Raw genomic sequence first — 25,156 nt, 5'->3', positions numbered from 1 at the left:
AGAAAGCGGTATGACACAATTAACAGTTAAAGCACTGAGTGAAGAGATTGGTACGCCAGTTGACCGCTTAATTGAACAACTTGCTGATGCAGGCATGAAGAAATCAGGGTCGGATCAAGTGACTGATTCAGAGAAGCAAACATTGCTAACGCACCTTAAAAAGGAGCACGGCGATACTTCTGGTGAAACAGAACCGACTCGTTTAACTCTTCAACGCAAGACCCGCAGCACGCTAAGTGTTGCCGCTGGAGGCGGTAAGAGTAAGGATGTTCAAGTAGAGGTACGTAAAAAGCGTACTTACGTGAAGCGCAGCACTATTGAAGATGAAGCGAAACGTGAAGCTGAGGAAGTAGCTAATCGTGAAGCGGAAGAGAAAGCACAACGCGATGCTGAAGAGCAAGCGAAACGTGATGCTGCAGAGAAAGCACAGCGCGAAGCCGAAGAAAAAGTAACACGTGAAGCGGATGCAAAACGTGAAGCTGAAGAGAAGGCTCAACGCGCACAAGCTGAAAAGGCTAAAAAAGACATGAATTCAAAAAATGCAGACGCTAACGCACAAGCGAAAAAAGAAGCGGATGAACTTAAAGCTCGTCAAGAGCAAGAAGCAACTCGTAAAGCAGAAGCTGAAGCAGCTAAGCTTGTTGAAGAAGCTCGTAAGTTAGCAGAAGAGAACCAAGAACGTTGGTCTGAAGAAGAGAAGAAGAAGAAAGAGCAAGAGAAATCTGCGGATTACCATGTGACTACTTCTACTTACGCTCGTGAAGCTGAAGATGCGGCAGATAAGAAAGATGAGAAAGCACCTCGTCGTCGCAAGAAGAAAGCAGCTCCTGCTAACCAACCTGCAAACAACCGTGGTGGTCGTAACCAACGTGGTCGTGGCGGTAAAGGTAAGCTTGCTAAACCAACTTCAATGCAGCAAGGCTTCGATAAGTCAGCGACTGTTGCTAAATCTGACGTTGCTATCGGCGAAACTATCGTTGTTTCTGAACTGGCTAGCAAAATGTCAGTTAAAGCAACTGAAGTTATCAAAGTAATGATGAAGATGGGCGCTATGGCGACTATCAACCAAGTGATCGACCAAGAAACAGCACAACTTGTTGCTGAAGAAATGGGTCACAAGGTAATCCTACGTAAAGAAAACGAACTTGAAGAAGCAGTACTAGCTGACCGTGATAGCGATGCTATCGCTGAAGGTCGTGCTCCTGTTGTTACTATCATGGGTCACGTTGACCACGGTAAAACTTCAACACTTGATTACATTCGTAAAGCACACGTTGCTTCTGGCGAAGCTGGCGGTATCACGCAGCACATTGGTGCTTACCACGTAGATACTGACAACGGCATGATCACTTTCCTTGATACTCCTGGACACGCGGCGTTTACCGCTATGCGTGCTCGTGGTGCTCAAGCGACAGATATCGTTGTACTAGTAGTTGCAGCAGATGATGGCGTAATGCCACAAACAATCGAAGCAATCCAGCACGCGAAAGCGGCAGGCGTTCCTCTGATTGTTGCTGTGAACAAGATCGATAAAGAGGGTGCAAACCCAGACAACGTTAAGAATGAGCTAGCTCAATACGACGTTATCCCTGAAGAATGGGGCGGCGAGAACATCTTCGTTCACATCTCTGCAAAACAGGGTACAAACATCGATGGTCTTCTAGAAGCAATCCTTCTTCAGTCTGAAGTTCTTGAGCTTACAGCGGTTAAAGAAGGCATGGCGTCTGGTGTTGTTGTTGAATCTCGTCTTGATAAAGGTCGCGGTCCAGTTGCAACAGTACTAGTACAGTCTGGTACTCTAAACAAAGGCGATATCGTTCTTTGTGGTCAAGAGTACGGCCGTGTTCGTGCAATGCGCGATGAGAACGGCAGAGACATCGAAACTGCAGGTCCATCTATCCCTGTAGAAATTCTAGGTCTTTCTGGCGTACCTGCGTCAGGTGACGAAGCGACTGTTGTACGTGATGAGCGTAAAGCACGTGAAGTTGCGAACTACCGTCAAGGTAAATTCCGTGATGTTAAACTAGCTCGCCAACAAAAAGCGAAACTAGAGAACATGTTCGCGAACATGACGGCTGGTGAAGTTGCTGAACTTAACGTTGTACTTAAAGCTGACGTTCAAGGTTCTGTAGAAGCAATTGCTGACTCTCTACTGAAGCTGTCAACTGACGAAGTTAAAGTGAACATCGTAGGTTCTGGTGTTGGTGGTATTACTGAAACTGATGCAACTCTTGCAGCAGCTTCTAACGCTATCATCCTTGGTTTCAACGTTCGTGCAGACGCAACTGCGCGTAATACGGTTCAGAACGAAAACCTAGATCTGCGTTACTACTCAATCATTTACCAACTGATTGACGAAGTTAAACAGGCGATGGGCGGTATGCTTGCTCCTGAATTCCGTCAAGAGATCATTGGTCTTGCACAAGTTCGTGACGTATTTAAGTCGCCTAAACTTGGTGCAATCGCTGGTTGTATCGTTACTGAAGGTACGATTAAGCGTAGCAACCCAATCCGTGTACTTCGTGAAAACGTTGTTATCTACGAAGGTGAACTAGAGTCACTTCGTCGCTTTAAAGATGACGTTCAAGAAGTTAAGAACGGTTACGAGTGTGGTGTCGGCGTTAAGAACTACAACGACGTTCGCGTTGGTGACCAGATCGAAGTATTCGAAATCGTTGAGGTTAAACGTACTCTAGACTAATCAGTCTGTACGACTCGACATATTGACTAAGGTTACTAACATTACTAATAAAGGTAATAAGTAATCGGTTGTTGAATACACCATGGGGGGCTGGTAATTACCAAGCCCCCCATCTTTCTAAGTGAGAAAAGAAAATGTCAAAAGAATTTAGCCGCACACAACGTGTGTCTCAGCAGCTTCAAAAAGAACTTGCTCTTATCCTCCAACGTGAAGTTCGTGACTCACGTATTGGTATGGTAACTATCTCAGACGTAGAAGTGTCTCGTGACCTTGCTTACGCAAAAGTGTTCGTGACTTTCCTATGTGTTGGTGAGCAAACACCTGAATCATGTCTTAAAGCTCTTAAAGAGCATGAAGTGCCAGTTCGTATGGCTCTTGGTAAGCGTATTCGCCACCGCCTAACGCCTGAAGTTCGTTTTACTTATGACAACACACTAGTCGAAGGCATGCGTATGTCTAACCTAGTAAGTGAAGTTCTTAATGACGACAAGCGTAAGCAAGAAGAAGCTGGCCGCACTGACGAAACTCAGTCTAAGGGCGAAGAGTAATGGCTCGCCGTCGTAAAGGTCGCCCTATCAACGGGGTAATTCTATTAGATAAGCCGACAGGCATTTCGTCTAATGATGCACTGCAAAAAGTAAAGCGTATTTACTTTGCAGAGAAGGCTGGGCACACAGGTGCTCTGGATCCTCTTGCGACTGGCATGCTGCCAATTTGTCTTGGTGAAGCAACGAAGTTCTCTCAGTTTCTTCTAGATTCTGATAAGCGCTACGTCGTTATCGCTAAGCTTGGTGAGCGTACCAATACTTCCGATTCTGATGGTGAAGTGGTAGAGACTCGTGATGTTAACGTGACGCAAGAACAACTTGAGCGTTGCATTGCGAGCTTCAAGGGTGAAACCGATCAGATACCATCAATGTTTTCGGCATTGAAGTATCAAGGTAAGCCTTTGTACGAATACGCACGTGCAGGTATCGAGGTTCCTCGCGAGTCTCGTAAGATCACTGTGTACTCTATTGAACTGCTTCGCTTTGAAGGTGATGAAGTTGAAATGGAAGTGCATTGTTCGAAAGGTACTTACATCCGTACAATTACCGACGATCTTGGTGAAATGCTAGGTTGTGGTGCTCACGTGACAATGCTTCGTCGTACAGGTGTAGCGAAGTATCCATACGAGCGTATGGTGACTTTGGAGCAGTTAAACGAGATCCTAGAGCAAGCACAGGCGCAAGAGATTGCACCGAAAGAGCTGCTTGATCCACTGTTGATGCCAATGGACACTGCCGTTGAAGATTTACCAGAAGTAAACCTGAACGCTGAACTGACTGACCTAGTTCAGCACGGTATGCCAGTTCAAGTTGCTGGTGCGCCAACTGAAGGTACGGTTCGTATGACAAGTGGCGAAGAGAAGCTGTTTGTCGGCGTTGCTCAGATTGCTGAAGATGGCCGAGTTGCACCGAAGCGTTTGGTTGTTTTCAGAGATGAAGAACCACAAGCGTAGCGCTGACATCGAATCAAACCTTAGCGGTTCGTTTGAAAAGCGAGCAAATAAGACAGAAAGCGAACGCCTAATATAGGTGGTTCGCTTTTTTCGTTTTTAATGGGTTCGATTGTTATTGCACCAACTGACAAACTTCCCTATAATCCTCGGCTCGCGTAGCGGCTGAATCAGAGATTGGCTGCTACAAATATAAACTTACTCTTATCAGGAGAGAATTATGTCTCTGAATGCAGAAACTAAAGCAGCAATCGTTGCAGAATACGCACAATCTGAAGGCGACACAGGTTCACCAGAAGTACAAGTAGCACTACTTACTGCTTCTATCAACCACCTACAAGGTCACTTCAAAGCGCACAAACACGATCACCACAGCCGTCGTGGTCTACTACGTATGGTTTCTAGCCGTCGTAAGCTTCTTGATTACTTGAAAGGCAAAAACCTTGCTCGTTACCAAGACCTAATCAAGCGTCTAGGCCTACGTCGCTAATAGCGATGTCTGCAAAGACAGTTTGAAGAAAAGGAGCATTTATGCTCCTTTTTTTGTGCCTGTAAGAAAATGCTAGGCCGGATGCTCAGAATATCATCTGGCTTTTTCTGATAGGAAATATATCTCCTAATAAAAATAGTTTATACTACGCCCGCCTATAGCGTTTTCAGCGTTTGGCAATCAACCTCTCAAGAGATTACAGTCACAGATGTCGGCCAATAGGTCGCGACTATTCAAAGGCGGATTTGGTCTTAATTCGGCGTATGAACTCATACAAAGAGTCACCATCCTAAGTCCCTTTTCACTAGTCGCGATTGGTAATGTCTTGAGTCATTATTCACTTAATCTAAAGTCTGACTTTAGAGCTAAGGATATACAATGTTTGAAAAACCAGTTGTAAAATCGTTCCAGTACGGTAACCACACTGTTACTCTAGAAACGGGCGTAATTGCACGTCAAGCTACCGCTGCTGTAATGGCGACTATGGACGATACATCAGTATTCGTTTCTGTTGTTGCTAAGAAAGAAGCTGTTGCAGGTCAAGACTTCTTCCCTCTAACAGTTAACTACCAAGAGCGTACATACGCTGCGGGTAAAATCCCTGGTGGTTTCTTCAAGCGTGAAGGTCGTCCATCTGAAGGCGAAACATTAACAGCTCGTCTGATTGACCGTCCAATTCGTCCACTTTTCCCAAGTGCGTTTAAAAACGAAGTTCAAGTTATCGCTACGGTTGTTTCTATCAACCCTGACGTAAACCCAGACATGATCACTATGATCGCAACGTCTGCTGCACTTGCTATCTCTGGTGCTCCATTCAATGGCCCTATCGGTGCTGCACGTGTTGGTCACATCGACGGCGAACTTGTTCTTAACCCATCAAATACTGAGCTTGAAAACTCTAAACTAGACCTAGTTGTGTCTGGTACAGAAGGCGCAGTACTAATGGTTGAATCTGAAGCAGATAACCTATCTGAAGAAGAAATGCTTTCAGCTGTTGTTTATGGTCACGACCAACAACAAGTTGTAATCAAAGCAATCAACGAGTTTGCTGCTGAAGTTGCAACTCCAGCTTGGAACTGGGAAGCGCCAGCAGTTAACACTGAGCTTAAAGCTCAAGTTGCTGAACTTGCTGAAACTCGTCTATCTGACGCGTACCAGATCACAGAGAAAATGGCTCGTTACGAGCAAGTTGGCGCAATCAAGAACGACGTTGTTGAAGCGCTAATCGCACAAGACGAAAACCTAGATGAGCGCGAAATCCGCGGCATGCTTGGTTCTCTAGAGAAAAACGTAGTACGTAGCCGCATCATTGCTGGCAACCCACGTATCGACGGTCGTGAAAAAGACATGGTTCGTGCGCTAGACGTACGTACTGGTGTTCTTCCTCGTACACACGGTTCTTCTCTATTTACACGTGGTGAAACTCAAGCGCTTGTTACTGCAACGCTAGGTACACAACGTGACGCTCAAATCATCGACAGCCTAATGGGTGAGAAGAAAGACAACTTCCTTCTACACTACAACTTCCCTCCATACTGTGTAGGTGAAACTGGTTTCGTTGGTTCTCCTAAGCGTCGTGAAATTGGTCACGGTAAGCTAGCTAAACGTGGTATCCAAGCAGTAATGCCTTCTGTTGAAGAATTCCCATACACAGTTCGTGTTGTATCGGAAATCACTGAATCTAACGGTTCTTCTTCAATGGCTTCTGTATGTGGTACATCTCTAGCACTTATGGATGCTGGTGTTCCAATCAAAGCTTCTGTTGCGGGTATCGCAATGGGTCTTGTTAAAGAAGGCGACGATTTCGTTGTTCTTTCTGACATCCTTGGCGACGAAGATCACCTAGGTGACATGGACTTTAAAGTAGCAGGTACTAACGCTGGTATCACTGCACTTCAAATGGACATCAAGATCGAAGGTATCACTAAAGAGATCATGCAAATTGCACTTAACCAAGCGCAAGGTGCACGTAAGCATATCCTTTCTGTAATGGATGAAGCTATCTCTGGTGCTCGTGAAGATATCTCTGAATTCGCTCCACGTATCCACACAATGAAAATCAGCTCTGATAAGATCAAAGATGTTATCGGTAAAGGCGGCGCAGTTATCCGTGCTCTTTGTGAAGAAACGGGTACTACAATCGAAATCGAAGACGATGGCACAATCAAGATTGCTGCTACTGAAGGCGCAGCTGCTAAAGAAGCTATCCGTCGTATCGAAGAGATCACAGCTGAAGTTGAAGTTGGCCGCATTTACCAAGGTAAAGTTGCTCGTCTAGCTGACTTCGGTGCATTCGTTACTATCCTTCCAGGTAAAGATGGTCTAGTACACATCTCTCAAATCGCTGACAAGCGCGTTGAGAAAGTGTCTGACTACCTAACTGAAGGTCAAGAAGTTCCTGTTAAGGTTCTTGAAATTGACCGTCAAGGCCGTGTACGTCTAAGCATGAAAGAAGCAGTTGAAACGCCAGCTGAAGGCGAAGCACCTGCTGCTGAGTAATTCTCAGTGTGTCGATGGTGATATCGCTTTTTAGTGATTTCTAACCCATCGTCAACAAAGCATGTTATAAAGGGGAGCATATCGCTCCCCTTTTTTATTGCGGTCATAACAGGAGTAATTATTTGTGAAATGGTTTCAAACCGCGAGTATGTGTTTACTGCTTGTACTAACAGGTTGTGCGACAACATCAGATAACACCTCACGTTGGGTTTATCCACCGATGGCTGTGCCACTGCAACCAAGCGTTCAGCAAGAAGTTCAAATTGCACGTCTTAGTCAGTTATTACAGCGCCCAGATTTGAACGATGAAGTTCGAGCTAAGATGCTGTTTGAACGTGGTAATTACTACGACAGTGTTGGTCTGCGTGATCTAGCGCGTCTCGACTTCAACCAATCTCTTTCATTGAATCCTGCTCAACCTGATATCTTCAACCTTTTGGGTGTTTACTTTACGCAGGTAGGGGAGTTTGATGCGGCTTATGAATCTTTTGATTCTACGTTAGAGCTTGATCCTGCAAACTCTTACGCAGAAAGAAACCGCTCTATCGCGCTTTATTATGGCGAGCGTTACGACTTAGCTAACGAAGAAATGATGAAGCACTACGCCGATGATCCGAGCGATCCGTTTCGTGCTCTATGGTTGTACATCATTCAGCATGAGCTCACGCCAGAGCAAGCTAAGCTTGATTTACAAAAACGTTACGAGAGCCGTGATGAGCAGTGGGGCTGGGTATTAGTCGCGATTATGCTTGATGACATTACTGAAGAGCAGGCTTTCAAGGCGATTTTGACCGGTACTCGTGATAACACTTTACTTGCGCAGCGCCTAACAGAGACATACTTTTACCTTGCTAAGCGTTACCACATGAATGGTGACTACGCGAATGCGATCTCTTTATACAAGTTGTCAGTGTCTTTCAACGTGTATGAATATGTAGAGCACCGCTACTCTTTCTTAGAGCTAAGTCGTATTTTCACTACGCTTAAAGCCGAGCACTTAGCGCAAGTTAAGTTGGCAGAGGCCGAAGAAGAAGCTAACGCTAAGTAAGCTATACATCTTGATTCCGAAAAGCCGCTGCCTGTCAGCGGTTTTTTTATGCTCTTTTTTATGCTCTTTTTTTATAAACAGGGGGGGGGGGGGGCTCATTTTTGATTGCTTTTTAATTAAACAATACTAAAATAGTTAGCCTTGCTAACTAAATGTTGTTCTTTGATTGGATGAGTATGCTGAACCAGAATTTAGAAAAGATTGAGCGCTTCGCCTCTAAGATATGGCGAACTCAGGTAAATGAAGAGCCTATTTGTCAATTGAGCTTCAATGAGTATGACTATTTGAAGGTTATTCAAGCCTCTCCTGAACCGATCCGATTAACTGATCTTGCGATAGAGATGCAAGTCACCAAGCCTTCAGCGACCACAATGGTTCAGAGGCTTGAGAGAAAGGGCCTTGTTGAACGTAAAGCTTCGCTCGAAGATGCTAGATCTAAGCTAGTAGTACTGACCAATAAAGCAGAAGTGGGTTTGGAAGAAGAAAGTAAGATCTATCAGGTTATGGCACAGGTACTGGAAAGTCGTTTGTCTGAGCAAGAATCTCAACAACTAAACCTATTATTAAATAAGGCTTTGAAGTAAATAATTTAGATATTTAGTTAGCTTTGTTAACTAATTTTTCGAGTCATATCTTGTTGATATGCGACTCACAAATGAAAGTAGAGTAAGAAATGAGTAACTCAATTAGTCGCCAGTTTTGGCGATACACAATCCCTACCGTGGCGGCCATGTTGGTTAATGGCCTGTATCAAGTGGTGGATGGCATCTTCATTGGCCGCTATGTGGGGGCTGATGGGCTTGCAGGTATCAATGTTGCGTGGCCTGTGATTGGTTCGATTCTCGGTATTGGTATGTTGGTGGGTGTGGGCACAGGTGCGCTGGTCTCGATTCGCCAAGGTGAAAAAGATACTCAAGGCGCTAAGCAGATCTTAGCAACGGGTTTAACCTTGCTGTTAGCGATCACGCCTATTGTTTCGGGATTGCTGTTTTTGTTTGCTGATAACTTCTTGCTTTGGCAGGGTGCTGAAGGGCGAGTGTATGAGCTTGGTCTGCAATACTTACACATTCTGATTGGTGCAGGTGTCTTCACGCTAGGTTCGATCGCGATGCCGTTTTTACTGCGCAATGATGACAGTCCTAATCTCGCCACCATACTGATGATCGTTGGTGCGGTAATTAACATCGTACTCGATTACCTGTTTATCGCCCTATATGGTTGGGAGTTGATGGGTGCGGCATTAGCAACAGCGATTGCCCAGTTTGTGGTAACGGGTCTCGGCTTGGCTTACTTCTTCTCACGTCGAGCAAACCTACGTTTACGTTGGAATGAGTTGAGACTGAAGCTCGATGTGATTCCACAAATCTTCGCCATTGGTACATCAAGCTTCTTTATGTACGCTTATGGTTCGATGATGGTGGCGCTGCACAATGCGTTGTTCTCCCAATATGGCGACCAGTTGATGATTGGCGCTTACGCGATTTTGGGCTACATCGTGACGGTTTATTATCTCACAGCTGAAGGTATCGCTAACGGTATGCAACCTTTGGTGAGTTACAACCATGGCGCGCGTAACCAAGCGAACATCCGTAAGCTACTTAAGATTGCGATGATGAGTTCGGTATTGATTGGTATAGCGTTCGTGTTACTTCTGAACGCGTTCCCACGTGAGTTTGTATCAGTATTTAACTCAGACGAACCTCAGCTAGTTGAGTACACCGTGTTGGGTATTCGACTTCACATGTTTGCACTGGCGCTGGATGGCTTCTTGGTAGTAGCAGGAGCTTACTATCAAGCAGTGAACAAGGGCAGCAAAGCGATGTTTGTGACGATAGGTAATATGCTTATCCAACTGCCTTTCTTGTACATTATGCCTAAGTTGTATGGTGTGCCGGGGATCTGGATTGCGTACCCACTGTCTAACATCGCGCTAAGTGTGGTGGTGATGGTAATGCTCTACAAAGATCTAAAGAAGCTCGATGCCTCGCCGATGGAAACAGCGACGGCATAGGTCGTGTTTCTTAAGTCGAATTAAAAAGGTCTAGCGAATGCTAGACCTTTTTTGTATCTGTTGCTGGTTAGTCCAATGCGAAGAACTAGATGTTCTTAACGTCTAAACCAGCAAGCTGATGCCAGTAACCATTACATTGGCGGCTTTCAATCTTCATCGGTTTTTGGCCTTGCTCGTTTGCTCTGAAGTTATTGATTTCAGAGAAGGTATCGATACCGAGAGGGCTTAAACGAACCACATCAACCAGGTCGTGCATGTTTGGCAAATCATTGACTAGGTTGTAGCAGTAGCCTGATTGTGTCTGGATACCATTAAGGTTGAATACTGATTGGCCTTCTTGGCTTTCTACTTGTAGCCCTGTTGGGTACTTGATACAGCAGGTTTCGCAATCGTCTTTAGCTTTGTTTTCTGCGCGAGCTGTAAAGCAGCGAGCCGAGTAAGCAAGCGGTAGATAGCCGTGGCTAAATACTTCTACTTCGAATTTGTTGCGGATGTTCAGCTCTTCGCACTGTGTCATTACGTTGCTTAGCCATTCGCGAGAAAGCTCAACCGGCATACACCAACGCGTCATACCTTGTTTCAAGAACAGGTTCAGTGTGCGTGCGTTATATGTGTTTACTGCAGGGCCAACCACGAAAGGTACTTTGCTTTCGCTAGCTAGTTGAATTGCAGATACATCATTGGCTTCGATCGCAAAGTCACCATTATCGATGTACTTCTTCATGATGTTGACTTCGCTTGGCGCTTCTAGCAATGCCATAGTCGAGAGTACAACTTGTTTACCGGAAGCAGACAGTTCTTTAGCAATGTCCATCCAGTGTTTCGCTTTCATCTCTCGACGCTTTGAACATACAGCTTCACCTAGGTAGATGATGTCAGCAGAGCTTGATTTCGCTTGCTCATAGAAGCTTTCAACGTCTTGTTTTGGCCAAAAATAAAGTAGAGGGCCTAATGCGTATTTCATTGAGTTCTCCATTTGGCTCTATTGCCATTTACGGTGATAAGCGCCAAGCGTGGTTTGTGTACCTTCAGATACATTCGCCAGTGTCGCATTCCAAGCTTGTTCAACTTGGTATTGTTCTGGGTTCGCTAAGTAGCGATCGATAGCAGCTCGCCAAGTACGAGTTACTTGCTCGACATAAGCAGGGCTGCGTTGGCGACCTTCAATCTTCACTGAGGCAACGTTTGCAGCGAAAAGCTCAGGCAACATGGATAGTGTGTTGAGGCTGGTTGGCTCTTCAAGTGCGTGATAGCGCTTACGTTCACCGTCGATCTCTGCTTCAAAGCGGCCTTTACACAGCGTTGGGTAGCCAGCGTTCTCACCTGCCACGTACTTATCGATAAGGATCTCATTCAAGCGAGACTCTAGGCCCGTTTCTGTTTCTTGCCAGCGAACGTATTTCGCAGGAGAACAAGCGCCCACTGTGTTTGGTGATTCGCCCGTCATGTATGAAGAGAGGTAGCAACGGCCTTCTGCCATGATACACAAGCTACCAAAAGCGAATACTTCAAGGTCAACGTCAGAAGTGATATTACGAGAAAGCTGTTTGACCTGATGAATCGACAACACACGCGGCAATACGACACGTTTAACGTTGAAGTTTTTGTGGTAGAAGTCGATAGCCGCCGCATTGGTCGCAGATGCTTGTACCGATAGGTGCAGTTCTAGATCTGGATATTTGTTTGCAGCGTACTCAAGCACAGCGATGTCTGCGATGATCAGCGCATCAACACCCAGTGCAGCGGCGTTGTCTACGGCATTGGTCCAACGGTCGAAGCCATTTGGGTGGGCAAACGTATTTAGAGCAACATGAATTTTCTTGTTGTGGTCATGTACATACTGCACAGCACGATCGAGCTTTTTACCCGCAAAGTTTAGGCCTGCAAAGTGTCGGGCATTGGTATCGTCTTTGAATCCGATATAGACAGCATCCGCACCGCAATCAATGGCGGTTTTCAAAGCAGGTAAGTTACCCGCTGGGCATAAGAGTTCCATTTGCTCACTACCAGTAGAATTAAGTTGAAGCGGGCATTTTATGAAGAATTATGAATGACGGAATTGATGTAAGGCAGGTTTAGATGGATAAATCTGCTTTTACTCCGTTTGAGGTACTGACGAGTGACCGTTTTACATGTTGGCTTAGCTTGAACGTGAGATATTTGAATCGGCTAGTTAGTTCTTATGGCGACGATTTTGGGCAAATAGCTCTTCGACATCTTGTTTTGGTTGAGGGCGGTAGAAGTGAAAGCCTTGAATCGAACTACAATTGAGGTTAGACAGTAGAGTCGCTTGCTCACTGGTTTCTACACCTTCAGCTACCACGGTTAAATCGAGAGACTTACCAAGGTTGATGATGTTTTCAATTACAGTAATTTGCTTTGGTAGCTTATCGATATCAGAGATGAAAGCACGGTCTATCTTAAGCTCATCAATTGGGAAGCGAGCTAGGTAAGACAGTGATGAGTAACCCGTACCGAAATCATCAATAGATAACGCAAAGCCGAGTTTCTTGATTGCGTTAAGCATTTGAAGTGTGTGTTCACTATCGCTCATCACCGCGCTTTCCGTCAGCTCAAATGTAATCGCACTTGGGTCAAGTTCTGTCGAACGCAGCAGCTTTTCCATGTAATCAATCAGCTTAGGGTTACCAAACTGTTCAGGAGAAAGGTTGATTGCTACACGACCAGGGAGAATTCCCTGCATCTTCCAGCGCTTAACCGTAGCAAATACTTCGCGCATAACCACACGACCAAGTTGTTCGATAAGGCCGGCTCGTTCCGCTACAGGGATGAACGCCGCTGGACTAATATAACCCTCTACAGGATGTTTCCAACGAACTAGAGCTTCAGCGCCGTTGATGGTGAAATCTCGTGCGTTTACCTTAGGTTGATACCAAACCTCAAGTCCATTCTGTTGCAGCGCTTTTTGTAGTTCAATCTCCAGCCACAGTCGCATACGCGCTTCTTTGTTCATCTGTTCGTTGAACTTGATTAGACGATTGCGACCACGATCTTTGGCTTCATACATTGCTGTGTCTGCATTTTGCAGCAAGATACGAGCATCAGTACCATCTTGAGGAAAGCTCACACTACCAATCGAGCAGGCTAAGCGCTTACTAAAATGGTGAAGATCGAAAGGTTGATTGATCAGGGAAATGATCTTTTCAGCGAGCATTTCAGGTGTTCGCTGATGTTCGGGTTCTGGCAGGATAATACCAAATTCATCACCGCCTAAATGGCCAATCACGGCTTTACGAGGCAGTAAGCGTTTAAGGCGTGAGGCGACCTCTTTAATCACTTTGTCACCGATGTGATGACCAAGTGAGTCATTGATATTCTTAAAATTATCAATGTCTAAGTAGAGCATTACAACCGGCGTATCGTTGTGAATGAATTGCTCAAGACGCTTAGTAAATCCAACTCGGTTGTAGAGCTTGGTCAGTGCATCGATGTAGGCATCTTCACTGTTTGCCGATGTATATTGTTTTGCGGTTTCTTGTGCGTCTTGAATAAGCACCAACTGAGTGTTACTTCCAAGAACGGTGGTAGAGTCGATGTTGAGCTGAACCTTACGTTCAAAGCCACATCGGGCACCCGTTAAGCAAACCAAACCAGACTCAGAAATAATAGAGCTGAGGTTATTATTGAAGACTGTTTTGGTTTGTTCATCGATAAATAGGCGTCCCAACTCTTCGCCAATTAACTCTATGGTGGAGTTAAAGCCAAGCAAGCGCGCTGCAGCGGGGTTGGATGACAAGATGTAGTCACTTTCAACGAGCAGTAACCCGTCTGGGAGTAGGTGAGATAGTTTGTGAAATTTTGCTTCAGATTCTTCTAAAGAACGGACGAGTACTTGGTTTTCTGATGTGTCGAAGGCGTGAAAGACAATGTAGTCAGTTTTGTTGCCATTGGTCAGCGGAGACAGGCTGAAGTGAAGGCTGGTATCGAGATCGGTTTCGTTGAGGGTGACTTCGGCCTCAATCGTCTCGCCATTGAATGCACGCTCATAGTAAGGTTTAAGGTGCTGGTAGAATTGCTCGCCCAATGTTTGACGGTCATTCATGCCTACAAGCTCTGTTTGACTCAAACCAGCAATATCGCAGTAACGCTCATTCACCATAAAATAGTTATGTTGAGCATCAAGTACTGCAAAAAAGAACGGACTGTTTGCAGTTAGCTGGGTAAACCAATGTTGTAGTTGCTGGGGAGGCATCAAAGTACTACCAATTCTCCAAGAGCTTGAATATTCACTATCGATAAATATTTATTACTTTTTGTGTGGCTATCGATATTTACCTGTGAGTGCAGCGAACCGCTGTAATTCTCATTACCTGAGTTACTATAACTGTGATTTTCAGGATATTAAAGGTCGAGCATCAAACAGAAGTTAATTTGATACATAACAGTAACTGAGATCTCAACATCATCTATGATGTATTCCATATTATTGACAAAGTTACGGATAAGTCACGTGATAAACAAGATTCGCACTCAACTAGTTCAAAATGCCGCATCAATTTTGCGATCTCCAGTCCAGTTATTGCCTAAAACAGTACAAAAAAGAGCCTTGTTGGAGGCGCTTAAGAATGTCTTTAAGGAAGCTTTAGAGGACGGTGACTTTGAATTTTTAGAAGACAAGTGGCTTAAAGTCTCAATAAAAGATATGGGGTTAAGTTGGTGTATTAGCTACAAAAATGAGCAACTAGTTGTAGCTGATAAAGAGGTGGCTGAAGATGTAAGCTTTAGCGGGAATCTTAATGATCTTGTGTTGATTGCAGGGCGTAAAGAAGACCCAGATACGCTTTTCTTCCAACGTAGACTGTCTATTGAAGGCGATACCGAGCTCGGTTTAGAAGTCAAAAACTTGATGGATAGCGTAGATTTGGACTTATTGCCGAGCCCTATGAAAACTTTGTTAAATCAATTAGCTGATTTTGTGCAGAAGGGAGTACAATCCCCAGATACACAAAGTGAGGTAATGAATGCTTATTCGAACTGAAGCACCGGCAGATATACTTGTCATTGATCGTTTATTGAAATCTGTTTTTGAAACAGATGCAGAAGCTAATTTGGTTATGAGCTTGCGTGAGAATAGTCATTTAACGCTATCGCTGGTGGCTTGTTCTGACGAAGGCGAAGTGGTTGGTCACCTGATGTTTAGCCCTATCACGCTTAAAGGTGACGATCATAATTGGCAGGGGCTTGCACCGCTTGCTGTGAAAGAAGAGTTCCGCAATCAAGGCATTGCTAAATCACTGGTTGAAGACGCTTTCTCTACTTTGGTTGATTTTGGTTACCCAGCCTGTGTTGTGCTTGGTGATCCTGCCTATTACGGCCGCTTTGGTTTCAAGGCTGCGAGTGAGTTTGGTTTGAGCTGCACTTGGGATGTGCCTGAGGGAGCCTTTCAAGCTATCGAGTTAGTTGAAGGTGCGCTTGCAGGGCATTCTGGTGAGATTGCTTACAGTCCTGAGTTCAACGACTTATAAGCCCATTTCCCACGCAATATGATGCAAACTGATTTAGTCTAAATAAAGGAGCTTGATGCTCCTTTATTTTTTGTTAGTATCAGCCCAACTCTGATGAGCTCGTTTTTAACTTCGCTCTAATAAGTCGCCCACTATAAACCTAAGGTTACACCGCTAGATATGTCACAAACACACGCACAATACCTGCAAGAGATGGGCATTAGCCAATGGGAGCTTAGTCACCCAGAATGTTTGGCGGGTTATGAATCTAAACTGACTCCGCTAGCGAGCGATTGCAAGTTACTTTTGGTTTCGCCTGAAAAACCTCAGGAAGATCTCGCTGTGATGTTTGAGCGTGTACTCAAGAGTATCAAGCTTGATTTATCTCAGGCACTACACGTTCAGCCTCAACACCTAACTTATATCGAACTCGGTGATCTTGAATGGGTATGGTTTGCTGGGTGTGAGTCTGGCCAAGAGCTGAAGGCAAAAACGCTTCAATCTCCATTGCTGTCTGACATCAATGGTAATAACCAACATCGCCGCGACTTATGGCAACAAATTTGTGCTTATGACTAATCAATTTTTACCGACTTCACAACAACACCTAGACGCCATTTGGCAGATAGAGCAGACCGCGCATTCTCATCCATGGTCTGAAACCATGATTCGCGATCTCGATAGCCGAGGTGCTTGCCACCATGTTCTTGAAGTCGATGGGCAAGTGGTCGGGTACTTCTTCGCCCAGAACATCGTTGGCGAAGTCACATTGCTTAATATCGCGGTAGACCCAAGCCAGCAAGGCAAAGGGTATGGAAAAGCGTTGACTGAGCATTTCCTTGATATGTGTGAACAAGCTGACGCAGAAAGTGCTTGGCTAGAAGTTCGCGAAAGTAATGTGAATGCGTTTAATCTTTACGAAAAGGTCGGCTTCAATGAAGTTGATCGCCGTCGTAACTATTATCCAACCAAGCAAGGCAACGAAGATGCCATCATTATGAGCTATCTTTTTATGTCTTTTAGTTAGCTATAAAATAGGGTGTAAACTGACCCTTTAGAAAGTGACACGCTTTCTGTATAATCCGCACACAGAATTCAAGGGCAAGTATTATCTACTTGCCCTTTTTACGCTTTAGATCAGCAAAGGGCGACTATGTCTTTCCAACAAGAAGTGAGCAAACGTAGAACGTTTGCGATTATCTCTCACCCGGATGCGGGTAAAACCACGATTACTGAAAAAGTTCTTTTATTCGGAAACGCGATTCAGAAAGCGGGTACCGTAAAAGGCCGTGGCTCTAACCAGCACGCTAAATCTGACTGGATGGAGATGGAAAAAGAACGTGGTATCTCGGTAACTACGTCGGTAATGCAATTTCCATACAATGATTGCCTAGTAAACCTACTAGATACTCCAGGACACGAAGATTTCTCGGAAGATACGTACCGTACGCTAACAGCGGTTGACTCTTGTTTGATGGTTATCGATGCTGCGAAAGGTGTCGAGGATCGTACTCGTAAACTCATGGAAGTAACGCGTCTACGTGATACGCCAATCGTAACGTTTATGAACAAACTTGACCGTGATGTTCGTGATCCAATGGAAGTGCTTGATGAAGTAGAAAGCGAGCTAGGTATGGCTTGTGCTCCAATTTCATGGCCAATTGGGTGTGGTAAAGAGTTTAAAGGTGTTTACCACATTCACCGTGATGAAACGATCTTGTATGAATCTGGCCACGGCCACGAAATCCAAGAAGTTCGTATCATCAAAGGTCTAGATAACCCAGAGCTAGATGAAGCGGTAGGTGCTGATCTTGCGGAAAGCGTACGTGAAGAGCTAGAGCTTGTTATCGGTGCTTGCCCAGAATTTGATCACGACTTGTTCCTAGCGGGTGAGCTAACGCCGGTTTACTTCGGTACTGCATTAGGTAACTTTGGTGTTGACCATATGCTTGATGGTCTAACGAAATGGGCTCCAGCACCTCAAACGCGTCAAGCGAACGAGCGTGATGTTGAAGCGACAGAAGAGAAGTTCTCTGGTTTCGTATTTAAGATCCAAGCAAATATGGACCCTAAACACCGTGACCGTATCGCATTCATGCGTATCGTTTCGGGTACTTACAACCAAGGTATGAAGATGAACCATGTTCGTACGGGTAAGAGTGTAAGTATCTCTGATGCGGTAACCTTCATGGCGGGTGACCGTGCACGTGCTGAAAAAGCATACGCAGGTGATATTATCGGTCTACATAACCACGGTACTATCCAGATTGGTGATACCTTTACTCAAGGTGAGAGCCTGAAGTTCGCTGGTATTCCTAACTTCGCACCTGAGCTGTTCCGTCGTATTCGCCTGCGCGATCCACTGAAGCAGAAGCAACTTCTAAAAGGCTTGGTTCAGCTTTCAGAAGAGGGCGCAGTGCAAGTATTCCGTCCTATGCAGAACAACGACTTGATCGTTGGTGCGGTTGGTGTACTTCAGTTCGACGTGGTAGTAGCGCGCTTGAAAGCGGAATACAACGTGGAAGCTATCTACGAAGGTGTTAACGTTGCAACAGCTCGCTGGGTTGAATGTGATGACGCTAAGAAACTAGAAGAATTCAAACGTAAGAACCAATCTAACCTAGCGTTAGATGGCGGTGACAACCTGTCTTACATCGCACCAACTATGGTGAACTTGAACCTAGCTTCTGAACGTTTCCCTGAAGTTCAGTTCCGAGCGACGCGCGAGCACTAATTTCTCCGCGCTCTATTCGAGTTAAACAAAAACGTCTATTGTTCTGCAGTAGGCGTTTTTTTATATGTGTTATCTGAGGATGGAGACCGAGATTTGAGCATGAGTATGTTGGGTTGGATAAAAGCTTGGATTAAAAGGTACGATAAGTGGTGTGAAGAGCTTGGCTTAACGCCTGAAAATAAGCGTAGCTGTGTACCTTATCGTCGTGATCTTCAAGACCAGAAAGCAGAGAATGGAAAAGATGACACAGCAAATAAGTGACTTTCCGCTGTTTGATACTCATTGCCATGCGGATTTTGAGGCGTTTGAGCAACATATTGTAATTGATCAGGGAACTACACTTGATCAAAGCATTGACGGCTACCTTAAAGAAGCCCAACAGGCACAAGTTGAGAAGATACTCATCCCTTCTATTGGCCAAAATAACTGGCATAAGCTTGAGAAAATTGCGCAATCCTCCCCCAACGTTTATTACGCGCTAGGCTTCCATCCTTACTTTTTAGAGCAAGCGGATGAGGTGCAATTTGAAGAGCTTAGCCAATTACTCTCTTCTAAAAGACGTCAATGTGTCGCGATAGGTGAGTGCGGACTCGACTTTTTTATGGACGTTGAACGAGAGAAACAAGAGCGCTTTTTCATCCAACAAATGGAGCTAGCGAAGGTGTTTGAGCTGCCTTTGATCATCCATGAAAGGAAGTCTTACAACCGTATTATTGAGTTAATAAAGCAGCACAAGTTTACTTTGGGTGGGGTGATTCATGGCTTTTCGGGAAGTGAACAGCAAGCTTTAGCGTGGATCAAGCTCGGTTTCTATATTGGCGTCGGTGGGACGATAACTTACCCAAGAGCGCAAAAAACACGCACAACCATCGCGAAATTGCCCCTCGAATACTTGGTATTGGAAACCGATGCTCCGGATATGCCCATGTATGGAAACCAAGGAAATGTTAATCATTCCAAACATTTAGTTACGATCTTAAATGAACTTTTTTTGCTTAGAAAAGAGTCAAAGCAATCGATTGCAGCGCAAGTTTGGCAAAATAGCCATCGCGCATTCGGTATATGTGAATAAAATCGAAGGTTTTTGTTTATCGTTTGCGTAAATTGCATTGGGCTTGTGATTTGGCTCACATTTGCGTGTGAATGGTACATGAATCTTGTACGAAAGTGTGAGGACGGCATTACTTTATTAGTGGTCGCATGAGTATAATTGCCTCCGCTTTATAGCCCCATTTTGTAACACGCCAATAAATAACTAATAAGGAAGTCATAAACTATGAGCCTGTTTATGAGCCTAGTCGGAATGGTTGCACTGATCGCAATCGCAGTACTACTATCTGACAACCGCAAAGCTATTAATCTAAGAACAGTGGGTGGCGCTTTCGCTATCCAATTCGCACTTGGTGCATTCGTACTTTACATCCCTTGGGGTCGTGATCTACTTGCAGGTTTCTCTGCTGGTGTAGCAAACGTGATCGACTACGGTAAAGACGGTACTGGTTTCCTATTCGGCAGCCTAGTTAACTTCTCAGTTGACGGTATCGGTTTCATCTTTGCTTTCCAAGTACTACCAACTCTGATTTTCTTCTCTGCACTTATCTCTGTACTTTACTACATTGGTGTAATGCAAATTGTAATCAAAGTTCTAGGTGGTGGTCTTCAGAAAGCTCTAGGTACTTCTCGCGCCGAGTCTATGTCTGCAGCAGCAAACATCTTCGTTGGTCAAACTGAAGCACCTCTAGTTGTTCGTCCATTTGTTCCTAAAATGACTAACTCTGAACTATTCGCAGTAATGTGTGGTGGTTTGGCTTCTGTAGCTGGTGGTGTACTAGCAGGTTACGCATCTATGGGTGTACCTCTAGAGTACCTAGTTGCAGCGTCATTCATGGCTGCACCTGGTGGTCTACTATTCGCTAAAATCATCAAGCCTGAAACAGATACGCCAGACGACAACATCGCTGACGAAATGGACGGTGGCGATGACAAACCAGCTAACGTTATCGACGCAGCAGCAGGTGGCGCATCAGTTGGTCTACAACTAGCTCTTAACGTTGGTGCAATGCTACTAGCATTCATCGGTCTAATTGCTCTAATCAACGGTATCCTAGGTGGCATCGGTGGTTGGTTCGGTATGGAAAACCTAACTCTAGAACTTCTTCTAGGTTGGATCTTCGCACCGCTAGCATTCATCATTGGTGTTCCATGGGAAGAAGCAACTATCGCTGGTTCTTTCATTGGTCAGAAGACAGTTGTTAACGAATTCGTTGCATACCTAAACTTCGTACCATACGTTGGTGAGAATGCTCAAGTTGTTGCAGCAACTGGTCAAGTGATGTCTGAGAAGACTCAAGCTATCATCGCATTCGCACTATGTGGTTTCGCAAACCTTTCTTCAATTGCGATTCTTCTAGGTGGTCTAGGTGGTATTGCACCAGCTCGTCGTCACGACATCGCTCGTATGGGTGTTAAAGCGGTTATTGCTGGTACTCTATCTAACTTGATGGCAGCAACAATTGCTGGCTTCTTCCTATCTTTCTAATCAAGTAGATTTAGATATATAGACGCCATAATAATATCGCCCCGTAGCAAGAAATTGCTGCGGGGCTTTTTTGTTTTTAGGCCTAGTGATTTTTAGTATGAGCATGAGCTGATACTGGGATTCAATAATGGGTCTAGAATGTTTTTTTGAGATACAAACCGTTTGCGTTCTAAGGAGCACTACAATTTATTAATGGATACCTATAATGTATAAGCTAAAGGGATAGGATGTCTCTGTTGGCAAGAAAGTAACCTCGAATCAACTCGAACGTTATTCTTCTGGGATTAAGCCAAGATTAGCGATACGCTATAGATGTTAGACACAACATGACTGATTTGTTGTGCCATAGACCAAACAGGTACTGTGCGGTGACAAGGATTGCAATTGGTAGCGAAAGTTATCAAGTCTTCAGGGAACCAAGTCCGTTCATTTGTGACTACTGAGCATTACTAAAATATCCATCTATACTGGATGGATGGCGAAGTAGTTAACTATTTGAATATATTGATCGGAGATAGAAATGAGCGATTTAAAAGCAGCAGCTCTACGTGCACTTAAACTTATGGACCTAACTACGCTAAATGATGACGATACTACTGAAAAAGTAGTGGCGCTTTGTCATGATGCGAAGACTGCAGTTGGTAACACCGCTGCAATCTGTATTTACCCTCGCTTTATCCCAGCAGCTAAGAAAGCGTTGCGTGAGCAAGGTACTCCAGAAGTACGCATTGCGACTGTAACTAACTTCCCTCATGGTAATGACGACATCGAAATTGCTGTTGCAGAAACAAAAGCAGCGGTAGCGTACGGCGCAGACGAAGTTGACGTAGTATTCCCATACCGTGCTCTTATTGCTGGCAACGAAGAAGTTGGCTTTGAGCTAGTTAAACAGTGTAAAGCAGCTTGTGGTGACATCACGCTTAAAGTGATCATCGAAACTGGTGAACTTAAAGAAGAAGCACTGATCAAGAAAGCTTCTCAAATCTGTATCGAAGCAGGTGCTGACTTCATCAAAACTTCAACAGGTAAAGTGCCAGTAAACGCGACTCCAGAGTTCGCGCGCATGATGCTTGAAGTTATTCGTGACATGGGTGTTGCTAAAACAGTTGGTTTTAAACCTGCTGGTGGCGTACGTACTGCTGAAGATGCAGCACTATACCTAGCAATGGCTGATGAACTACTAGGCGCTGAGTGGGCAGATAACATGCACTACCGTTTTGGTGCTTCAAGCCTACTAACTAACCTTCTTAATACATTAGAAGTGACAGACCAGACTGCTGATCCAGCAGCATACTAGTTTACTCGTCATATTTGACGCCGCAGCGTTGTTGACTGCGTAAGTTCACCGGTTCGCCGGCCGTCCTAATCACATAGAGCCTCTATGCTCATAGGAATGAACTCACTGGTCGCCTAGCTGCAACGCCAAATATTTAGAGTATTGAAAATAACAAGTCTGTTTGATGGAGTGGCGTTAAGTCACTCCATATTACCTCTTTCCCTACAAACCATACTCACTAGAGTTTGGGAGGCACTAATGTATCTACCTCAAGAAATTATTCGCAGAAAACGTGACGGTGAAGTCTTAACAGCTGAAGAAATTAACTTCTTCATTCAAGGCGTGGCTAAAAATACGGTTTCTGAAGGCCAAATTGCAGCATTCGCAATGGCAATCTTTTTTAATGAAATGACCATGCCAGAGCGTATCGCACTAACGTGTGCAATGCGTGATTCAGGCATGGTGATTGACTGGAGCCACATGAATTTTGATGGCCCAATCGTTGATAAACACTCTACTGGTGGTGTTGGTGACGTTACTTCTCTGATGCTTGGCCCTATGGTGGCAGCATGTGGCGGTTTCGTTCCAATGATCTCTGGTCGTGGTTTAGGCCACACTGGCGGTACGCTAGACAAGCTAGAATCTATCCCAGGTTACAACATTACACCAACCAACGAAGTGTTCGGTGAAGTAACTAAAGATGCTGGCGTAGCGATCATCGGTCAAACAGGCGATCTAGCTCCTGCTGACAAGCGTGTGTACGCGACTCGTGATATCACAGCAACAGTCGATAACATCTCGCTAATCACGGCTTCAATCCTATCTAAGAAACTGGCAGCGGGCCTTGATTCTCTAGTGATGGATGTAAAAGTAGGTTCAGGCGCGTTCATGCCAACTTACGAAGCGTCAGAAGAGCTAGCGAAATCTATCGTTGCAGTAGCAAATGGTGCGGGTACTAAAACAACAGCAATCCTAACGGACATGAACCAAGTACTGGCTTCTTCAGCGGGTAACGCAGTGGAAGTTCGTGAGGCGGTTCAGTTCCTAACGGGTGAATACCGTAACCCACGCTTGTTAGAGATCACTCTAGCATCGTGTGCTGAAATGTTGGTACTGGGTAACCTAGCTAAAGATTCAGATGAAGCGCGTGAAAAACTGATGGCAGTGCTGGATAACGGTAAAGCAGCAGAGTGCTTTGGTAAAATGGTAGCGGGCCTTGGTGGTCCAGCAGATTTCGTAACGAACTACGATAACTACCTAGAAAAAGCAGACATTATTAAGCCAGTGTACGCGCTAGAAAGCGGTGTGGTATCAGCAATGGATACTCGTGCAATTGGTATGGCTGTCGTTGGTATGGGCGGTGGTCGCCGCGTAGCAACGGACAGCATTGATTACGCAGTCGGTTTTGATCACTTTATTCGCCTAGGTGAAGTAGCAAGTGAAGATAAGCCATTAGCAATGATTCATGCTCGCAACGAACAACAGTGGCAAGAAGCTGCAACGGCATTACAAAATGCAATCACTGTGGGCGGAGAATATACAGCAACGCCAGACGTTTACCGTCAGATTCGTTCTGAAGACGTGTAAATAACAGATATCGGTATGCCTAGCGTATACCGATAAACAGAGTTCTGGTGCAAAGAGCAATAAGTTGGTGAAGAAAATGAAAAGAGCATTTATTTTAGTTTTAGATTCATTCGGTATCGGTGAAACAGCGGATGCGGACAAATTCGGTGATGTAGGTTCTGACACTATGGGCCACATCGCAGATCATTGTGACCAAGGTCTTGCAGACAATGCAGATCGTAAAGGTTCACTGACGCTGCCAAACCTGTCTAAGCTAGGTCTAGCGATGGCTCACAAAGAGTCTACAGGTCGTTTTGCTCCTGGTATGGATGCAGACGCGGAAATCATTGGCGCTTATGGTCACGCTGCTGAGCTGTCTTCTGGTAAAGACACGCCATCAGGTCACTGGGAAATCGCAGGTGTTCCGGTACTGTTTGACTGGGGCTACTTCACTGACAAAGAGAACAGCTTCCCAAAAGAACTGACTGACCGCATCCTTGAGCGTGCAGGCCTGTCTGGTTTCTTAGGTAACTGCCACTCATCTGGCACGGAAATCCTAGATAACCTAGGTGAAGAGCACATGAAGACTGGCTTGCCTATCTTCTACACTTCTGCAGACTCTGTTTTCCAGATTGCTTGTCACGAAGAGACATTCGGCCTACAAAAACTATTAGACCTTTGTCAGATTGCTCGTGAAGAGCTCGAAGACTATAACATTGGTCGTGTTATCGCTCGTCCGTTCATTGGCCTAGGTAAAGGTCAATTTGAGCGCACTGGTAACCGTCGTGACCTTTCTGTTGAGCCACCTGCAGCCACCATTCTTCAGAAGTTGGTTGATGAGAAGGGCGGTAACGTTCACTCAATTGGTAAGATCTCTGATATCTACGCGGGTTGTGGTATCACTCAGAAAACCAAAGCAACAGGTATCCCTGCGCTATTTGAAGCAACCAAAGAAGCGATCAATGAAGCGGGCGACAACACTATCGTGTTCACTAACTTCGTTGATTTCGACTCAGCTTACGGCCACCGCCGTGATGTTGCGGGTTACGCAGCGGCACTTGAGTACTTCGATGGTCGCATCAATGAAATTATCGATATGATGAAAGAAGACGATGTACTTATCTTAACGGCTGACCACGGTTGTGATCCGACATGGCCAGGTACTGACCATACTCGTGAGCACATCCCTGTGATTGTTTACGGTCAAAAGGTTCCAGCAGGTTCTTTAGGCCGTCGTGATACTTTCGCTGATATCGGTCAAAGCTTAGCGTCATACTTTGGCACATCGCCAATGGGACACGGTACAAGCTTTCTATAATAGTTAACGAA

22 protein-coding genes are annotated in these 25,156 nt (G+C 45.0%); 19 read left to right on the top strand and 3 right to left on the bottom strand.

Features of this window, described 5'->3' with window-relative positions; translation table 11 throughout:
* The first annotated feature begins 10 nt into the window (after positions 1-10).
* The 8 genes from infB (at position 11) to ATB74_RS12275 (ending at position 10,247) form a co-directional block, all read left to right on the top strand.
* Positions 11-2,701: a translation initiation factor IF-2 gene (gene infB, locus ATB74_RS12310; protein ID WP_060982625.1), complete on the top strand. Its 2,691-nt coding sequence runs from the start codon at positions 11-13 to the stop codon at positions 2,699-2,701.
* 134 nt (positions 2,702-2,835) lie between these two features.
* Positions 2,836-3,249: a 30S ribosome-binding factor RbfA gene (gene rbfA, locus ATB74_RS12305; RefSeq protein ID WP_017065964.1), complete on the top strand. Its 414-nt coding sequence runs from the start codon at positions 2,836-2,838 to the stop codon at positions 3,247-3,249.
* On the top strand, positions 3,249-4,202 hold the full coding sequence (gene truB / locus ATB74_RS12300) for a tRNA pseudouridine(55) synthase TruB (RefSeq protein ID WP_017059233.1): 954 nt from the start codon (positions 3,249-3,251) through the stop codon (positions 4,200-4,202). Before rbfA ends, truB begins: the two co-directional genes overlap by 1 nt.
* 217 nt (positions 4,203-4,419) lie before the next feature.
* The gene (rpsO, locus tag ATB74_RS12295; protein WP_010436144.1) at positions 4,420-4,689 is read left to right on the top strand and encodes a 30S ribosomal protein S15; all 270 of its coding nucleotides are present in this window, start codon (positions 4,420-4,422) and stop codon (positions 4,687-4,689) included.
* Positions 4,690-5,067: 378 nt separating this feature from the next.
* On the top strand, positions 5,068-7,188 hold the full coding sequence (gene pnp, locus ATB74_RS12290) for a polyribonucleotide nucleotidyltransferase (protein ID WP_060982624.1): 2,121 nt from the start codon (positions 5,068-5,070) through the stop codon (positions 7,186-7,188).
* Positions 7,189-7,312: 124 nt separating this feature from the next.
* Positions 7,313-8,236 carry a lipoprotein NlpI gene (gene nlpI, locus ATB74_RS12285; protein ID WP_061018730.1) on the top strand — a complete coding sequence of 308 codons (924 nt, stop codon included), beginning with the start codon at positions 7,313-7,315 and terminating at the stop codon, positions 8,234-8,236.
* A 176-nt stretch (positions 8,237-8,412) separates the two neighbouring features.
* Positions 8,413-8,820: a MarR family winged helix-turn-helix transcriptional regulator gene (locus tag ATB74_RS12280; protein WP_061018728.1), complete on the top strand. Its 408-nt coding sequence runs from the start codon at positions 8,413-8,415 to the stop codon at positions 8,818-8,820.
* Between the two features lie 89 nt (positions 8,821-8,909).
* Entirely contained in the window at positions 8,910-10,247 is a 1,338-nt protein-coding gene (locus ATB74_RS12275; protein ID WP_061018727.1) for an MATE family efflux transporter, read from the top strand.
* Between the two features lie 85 nt (positions 10,248-10,332).
* Here the strand turns inward: ATB74_RS12275 and ATB74_RS12270 are convergent, their stop codons facing one another.
* The 3 genes from ATB74_RS12270 to ATB74_RS12260 form a co-directional block, all read right to left on the bottom strand.
* Positions 10,333-11,211 carry a U32 family peptidase gene (locus tag ATB74_RS12270; protein ID WP_017059237.1) on the bottom strand — a complete coding sequence of 293 codons (879 nt, stop codon included), beginning with the start codon at positions 11,209-11,211 and terminating at the stop codon, positions 10,333-10,335.
* Between the two features lie 18 nt (positions 11,212-11,229).
* Positions 11,230-12,243, bottom strand: a complete 1,014-nt coding sequence (gene ubiU / locus ATB74_RS12265; RefSeq protein WP_061018725.1) for a ubiquinone anaerobic biosynthesis protein UbiU — start codon at positions 12,241-12,243, stop codon at positions 11,230-11,232.
* A 177-nt stretch (positions 12,244-12,420) separates the two neighbouring features.
* Positions 12,421-14,460, bottom strand: a complete 2,040-nt coding sequence (locus ATB74_RS12260; RefSeq protein WP_060982619.1) for a sensor domain-containing protein — start codon at positions 14,458-14,460, stop codon at positions 12,421-12,423.
* Between the two features lie 258 nt (positions 14,461-14,718).
* Here ATB74_RS12260 and ubiT point away from each other — a divergent pair, with 258 nt between their 5' ends.
* From ubiT to ATB74_RS12210, 11 genes are all read left to right on the top strand, one after another.
* The gene (gene ubiT / locus ATB74_RS12255; protein ID WP_061018723.1) at positions 14,719-15,246 is read left to right on the top strand and encodes a ubiquinone anaerobic biosynthesis accessory factor UbiT; all 528 of its coding nucleotides are present in this window, start codon (positions 14,719-14,721) and stop codon (positions 15,244-15,246) included.
* Entirely contained in the window at positions 15,230-15,733 is a 504-nt protein-coding gene (locus ATB74_RS12250) for a GNAT family N-acetyltransferase (protein WP_017059241.1), read from the top strand. The genes ubiT and ATB74_RS12250 overlap by 17 nt, the downstream gene beginning before the upstream one ends.
* A gap of 159 nt (positions 15,734-15,892) precedes the next feature.
* Positions 15,893-16,291 (top strand): DNA polymerase III subunit psi, encoded by a 399-nt coding sequence (locus tag ATB74_RS12245; RefSeq protein ID WP_061018721.1) that lies wholly within the window; start codon positions 15,893-15,895, stop codon positions 16,289-16,291.
* Positions 16,284-16,739, top strand: a complete 456-nt coding sequence (rimI, locus tag ATB74_RS12240; RefSeq protein ID WP_061018719.1) for a ribosomal protein S18-alanine N-acetyltransferase — start codon at positions 16,284-16,286, stop codon at positions 16,737-16,739. The genes ATB74_RS12245 and rimI overlap by 8 nt, the downstream gene beginning before the upstream one ends.
* Positions 16,740-16,865: 126 nt before the next feature.
* Positions 16,866-18,446 (top strand): peptide chain release factor 3, encoded by a 1,581-nt coding sequence (prfC, locus tag ATB74_RS12235; RefSeq protein ID WP_061018717.1) that lies wholly within the window; start codon positions 16,866-16,868, stop codon positions 18,444-18,446.
* A 105-nt stretch (positions 18,447-18,551) separates the two neighbouring features.
* On the top strand, positions 18,552-18,707 hold the full coding sequence (locus ATB74_RS24275) for a DUF5363 family protein (protein ID WP_179946915.1): 156 nt from the start codon (positions 18,552-18,554) through the stop codon (positions 18,705-18,707).
* The gene (locus ATB74_RS12230; protein ID WP_061018714.1) at positions 18,688-19,518 is read left to right on the top strand and encodes a TatD family hydrolase; all 831 of its coding nucleotides are present in this window, start codon (positions 18,688-18,690) and stop codon (positions 19,516-19,518) included. The genes ATB74_RS24275 and ATB74_RS12230 overlap by 20 nt, the downstream gene beginning before the upstream one ends.
* A gap of 204 nt (positions 19,519-19,722) precedes the next feature.
* Positions 19,723-20,985, top strand: a complete 1,263-nt coding sequence (locus ATB74_RS12225) for a NupC/NupG family nucleoside CNT transporter (RefSeq protein ID WP_060982613.1) — start codon at positions 19,723-19,725, stop codon at positions 20,983-20,985.
* A 520-nt stretch (positions 20,986-21,505) separates the two neighbouring features.
* A complete protein-coding gene (gene deoC, locus ATB74_RS12220; RefSeq protein ID WP_048605645.1) occupies positions 21,506-22,282 on the top strand; it encodes a deoxyribose-phosphate aldolase in 777 nt (258 codons plus the stop codon).
* 237 nt (positions 22,283-22,519) lie between these two features.
* A complete protein-coding gene (gene deoA / locus ATB74_RS12215) occupies positions 22,520-23,848 on the top strand; it encodes a thymidine phosphorylase (protein ID WP_050619997.1) in 1,329 nt (442 codons plus the stop codon).
* Positions 23,849-23,924: 76 nt separating this feature from the next.
* Complete coding sequence (locus ATB74_RS12210) at positions 23,925-25,145, top strand: phosphopentomutase (RefSeq protein ID WP_061018712.1); 1,221 nt, start codon at positions 23,925-23,927, stop codon at positions 25,143-25,145.
* Positions 25,146-25,156: the final 11 nt, after the last annotated feature.

The organism is Vibrio splendidus (assembly GCF_001557875.1).
Lineage (GTDB): Bacteria > Pseudomonadota > Gammaproteobacteria > Enterobacterales > Vibrionaceae > Vibrio > Vibrio splendidus_F.
Note: the sequence above shows the minus strand (reverse complement) of the source record. Positions and strands in the feature narration are given on the sequence as shown.

Bases quoted from the DNA above. Each gene is read 5' to 3' on its own strand.
- infB (WP_060982625.1), top strand. From the start codon at position 11: ATGACACAATTAACAGTTAAAGCACTGAGTGAAGAGATTGGTACGCCA.
- rbfA (WP_017065964.1), top strand. From the start codon at position 2,836: ATGTCAAAAGAATTTAGCCGCACACAACGTGTGTCTCAGCAGCTTCAA.
- truB (WP_017059233.1), top strand. From the start codon at position 3,249: ATGGCTCGCCGTCGTAAAGGTCGCCCTATCAACGGGGTAATTCTATTA.
- rpsO (WP_010436144.1), top strand. From the start codon at position 4,420: ATGTCTCTGAATGCAGAAACTAAAGCAGCAATCGTTGCAGAATACGCA.
- pnp (WP_060982624.1), top strand. From the start codon at position 5,068: ATGTTTGAAAAACCAGTTGTAAAATCGTTCCAGTACGGTAACCACACT.
- ATB74_RS12280 (WP_061018728.1), top strand. From the start codon at position 8,413: ATGCTGAACCAGAATTTAGAAAAGATTGAGCGCTTCGCCTCTAAGATA.
- ATB74_RS12275 (WP_061018727.1), top strand. From the start codon at position 8,910: ATGAGTAACTCAATTAGTCGCCAGTTTTGGCGATACACAATCCCTACC.
- ATB74_RS12270 (WP_017059237.1), bottom strand. From the start codon at position 11,211: ATGAAATACGCATTAGGCCCTCTACTTTATTTTTGGCCAAAACAAGAC.
- ubiU (WP_061018725.1), bottom strand. From the start codon at position 12,243: ATGGAACTCTTATGCCCAGCGGGTAACTTACCTGCTTTGAAAACCGCC.
- ATB74_RS12260 (WP_060982619.1), bottom strand. From the start codon at position 14,460: ATGCCTCCCCAGCAACTACAACATTGGTTTACCCAGCTAACTGCAAAC.
- ATB74_RS12250 (WP_017059241.1), top strand. From the start codon at position 15,230: ATGCTTATTCGAACTGAAGCACCGGCAGATATACTTGTCATTGATCGT.
- ATB74_RS12245 (WP_061018721.1), top strand. From the start codon at position 15,893: ATGTCACAAACACACGCACAATACCTGCAAGAGATGGGCATTAGCCAA.
- rimI (WP_061018719.1), top strand. From the start codon at position 16,284: ATGACTAATCAATTTTTACCGACTTCACAACAACACCTAGACGCCATT.
- prfC (WP_061018717.1), top strand. From the start codon at position 16,866: ATGTCTTTCCAACAAGAAGTGAGCAAACGTAGAACGTTTGCGATTATC.
- ATB74_RS24275 (WP_179946915.1), top strand. From the start codon at position 18,552: ATGTTGGGTTGGATAAAAGCTTGGATTAAAAGGTACGATAAGTGGTGT.
- ATB74_RS12230 (WP_061018714.1), top strand. From the start codon at position 18,688: ATGACACAGCAAATAAGTGACTTTCCGCTGTTTGATACTCATTGCCAT.
- ATB74_RS12225 (WP_060982613.1), top strand. From the start codon at position 19,723: ATGAGCCTGTTTATGAGCCTAGTCGGAATGGTTGCACTGATCGCAATC.
- deoC (WP_048605645.1), top strand. From the start codon at position 21,506: ATGAGCGATTTAAAAGCAGCAGCTCTACGTGCACTTAAACTTATGGAC.
- deoA (WP_050619997.1), top strand. From the start codon at position 22,520: ATGTATCTACCTCAAGAAATTATTCGCAGAAAACGTGACGGTGAAGTC.
- ATB74_RS12210 (WP_061018712.1), top strand. From the start codon at position 23,925: ATGAAAAGAGCATTTATTTTAGTTTTAGATTCATTCGGTATCGGTGAA.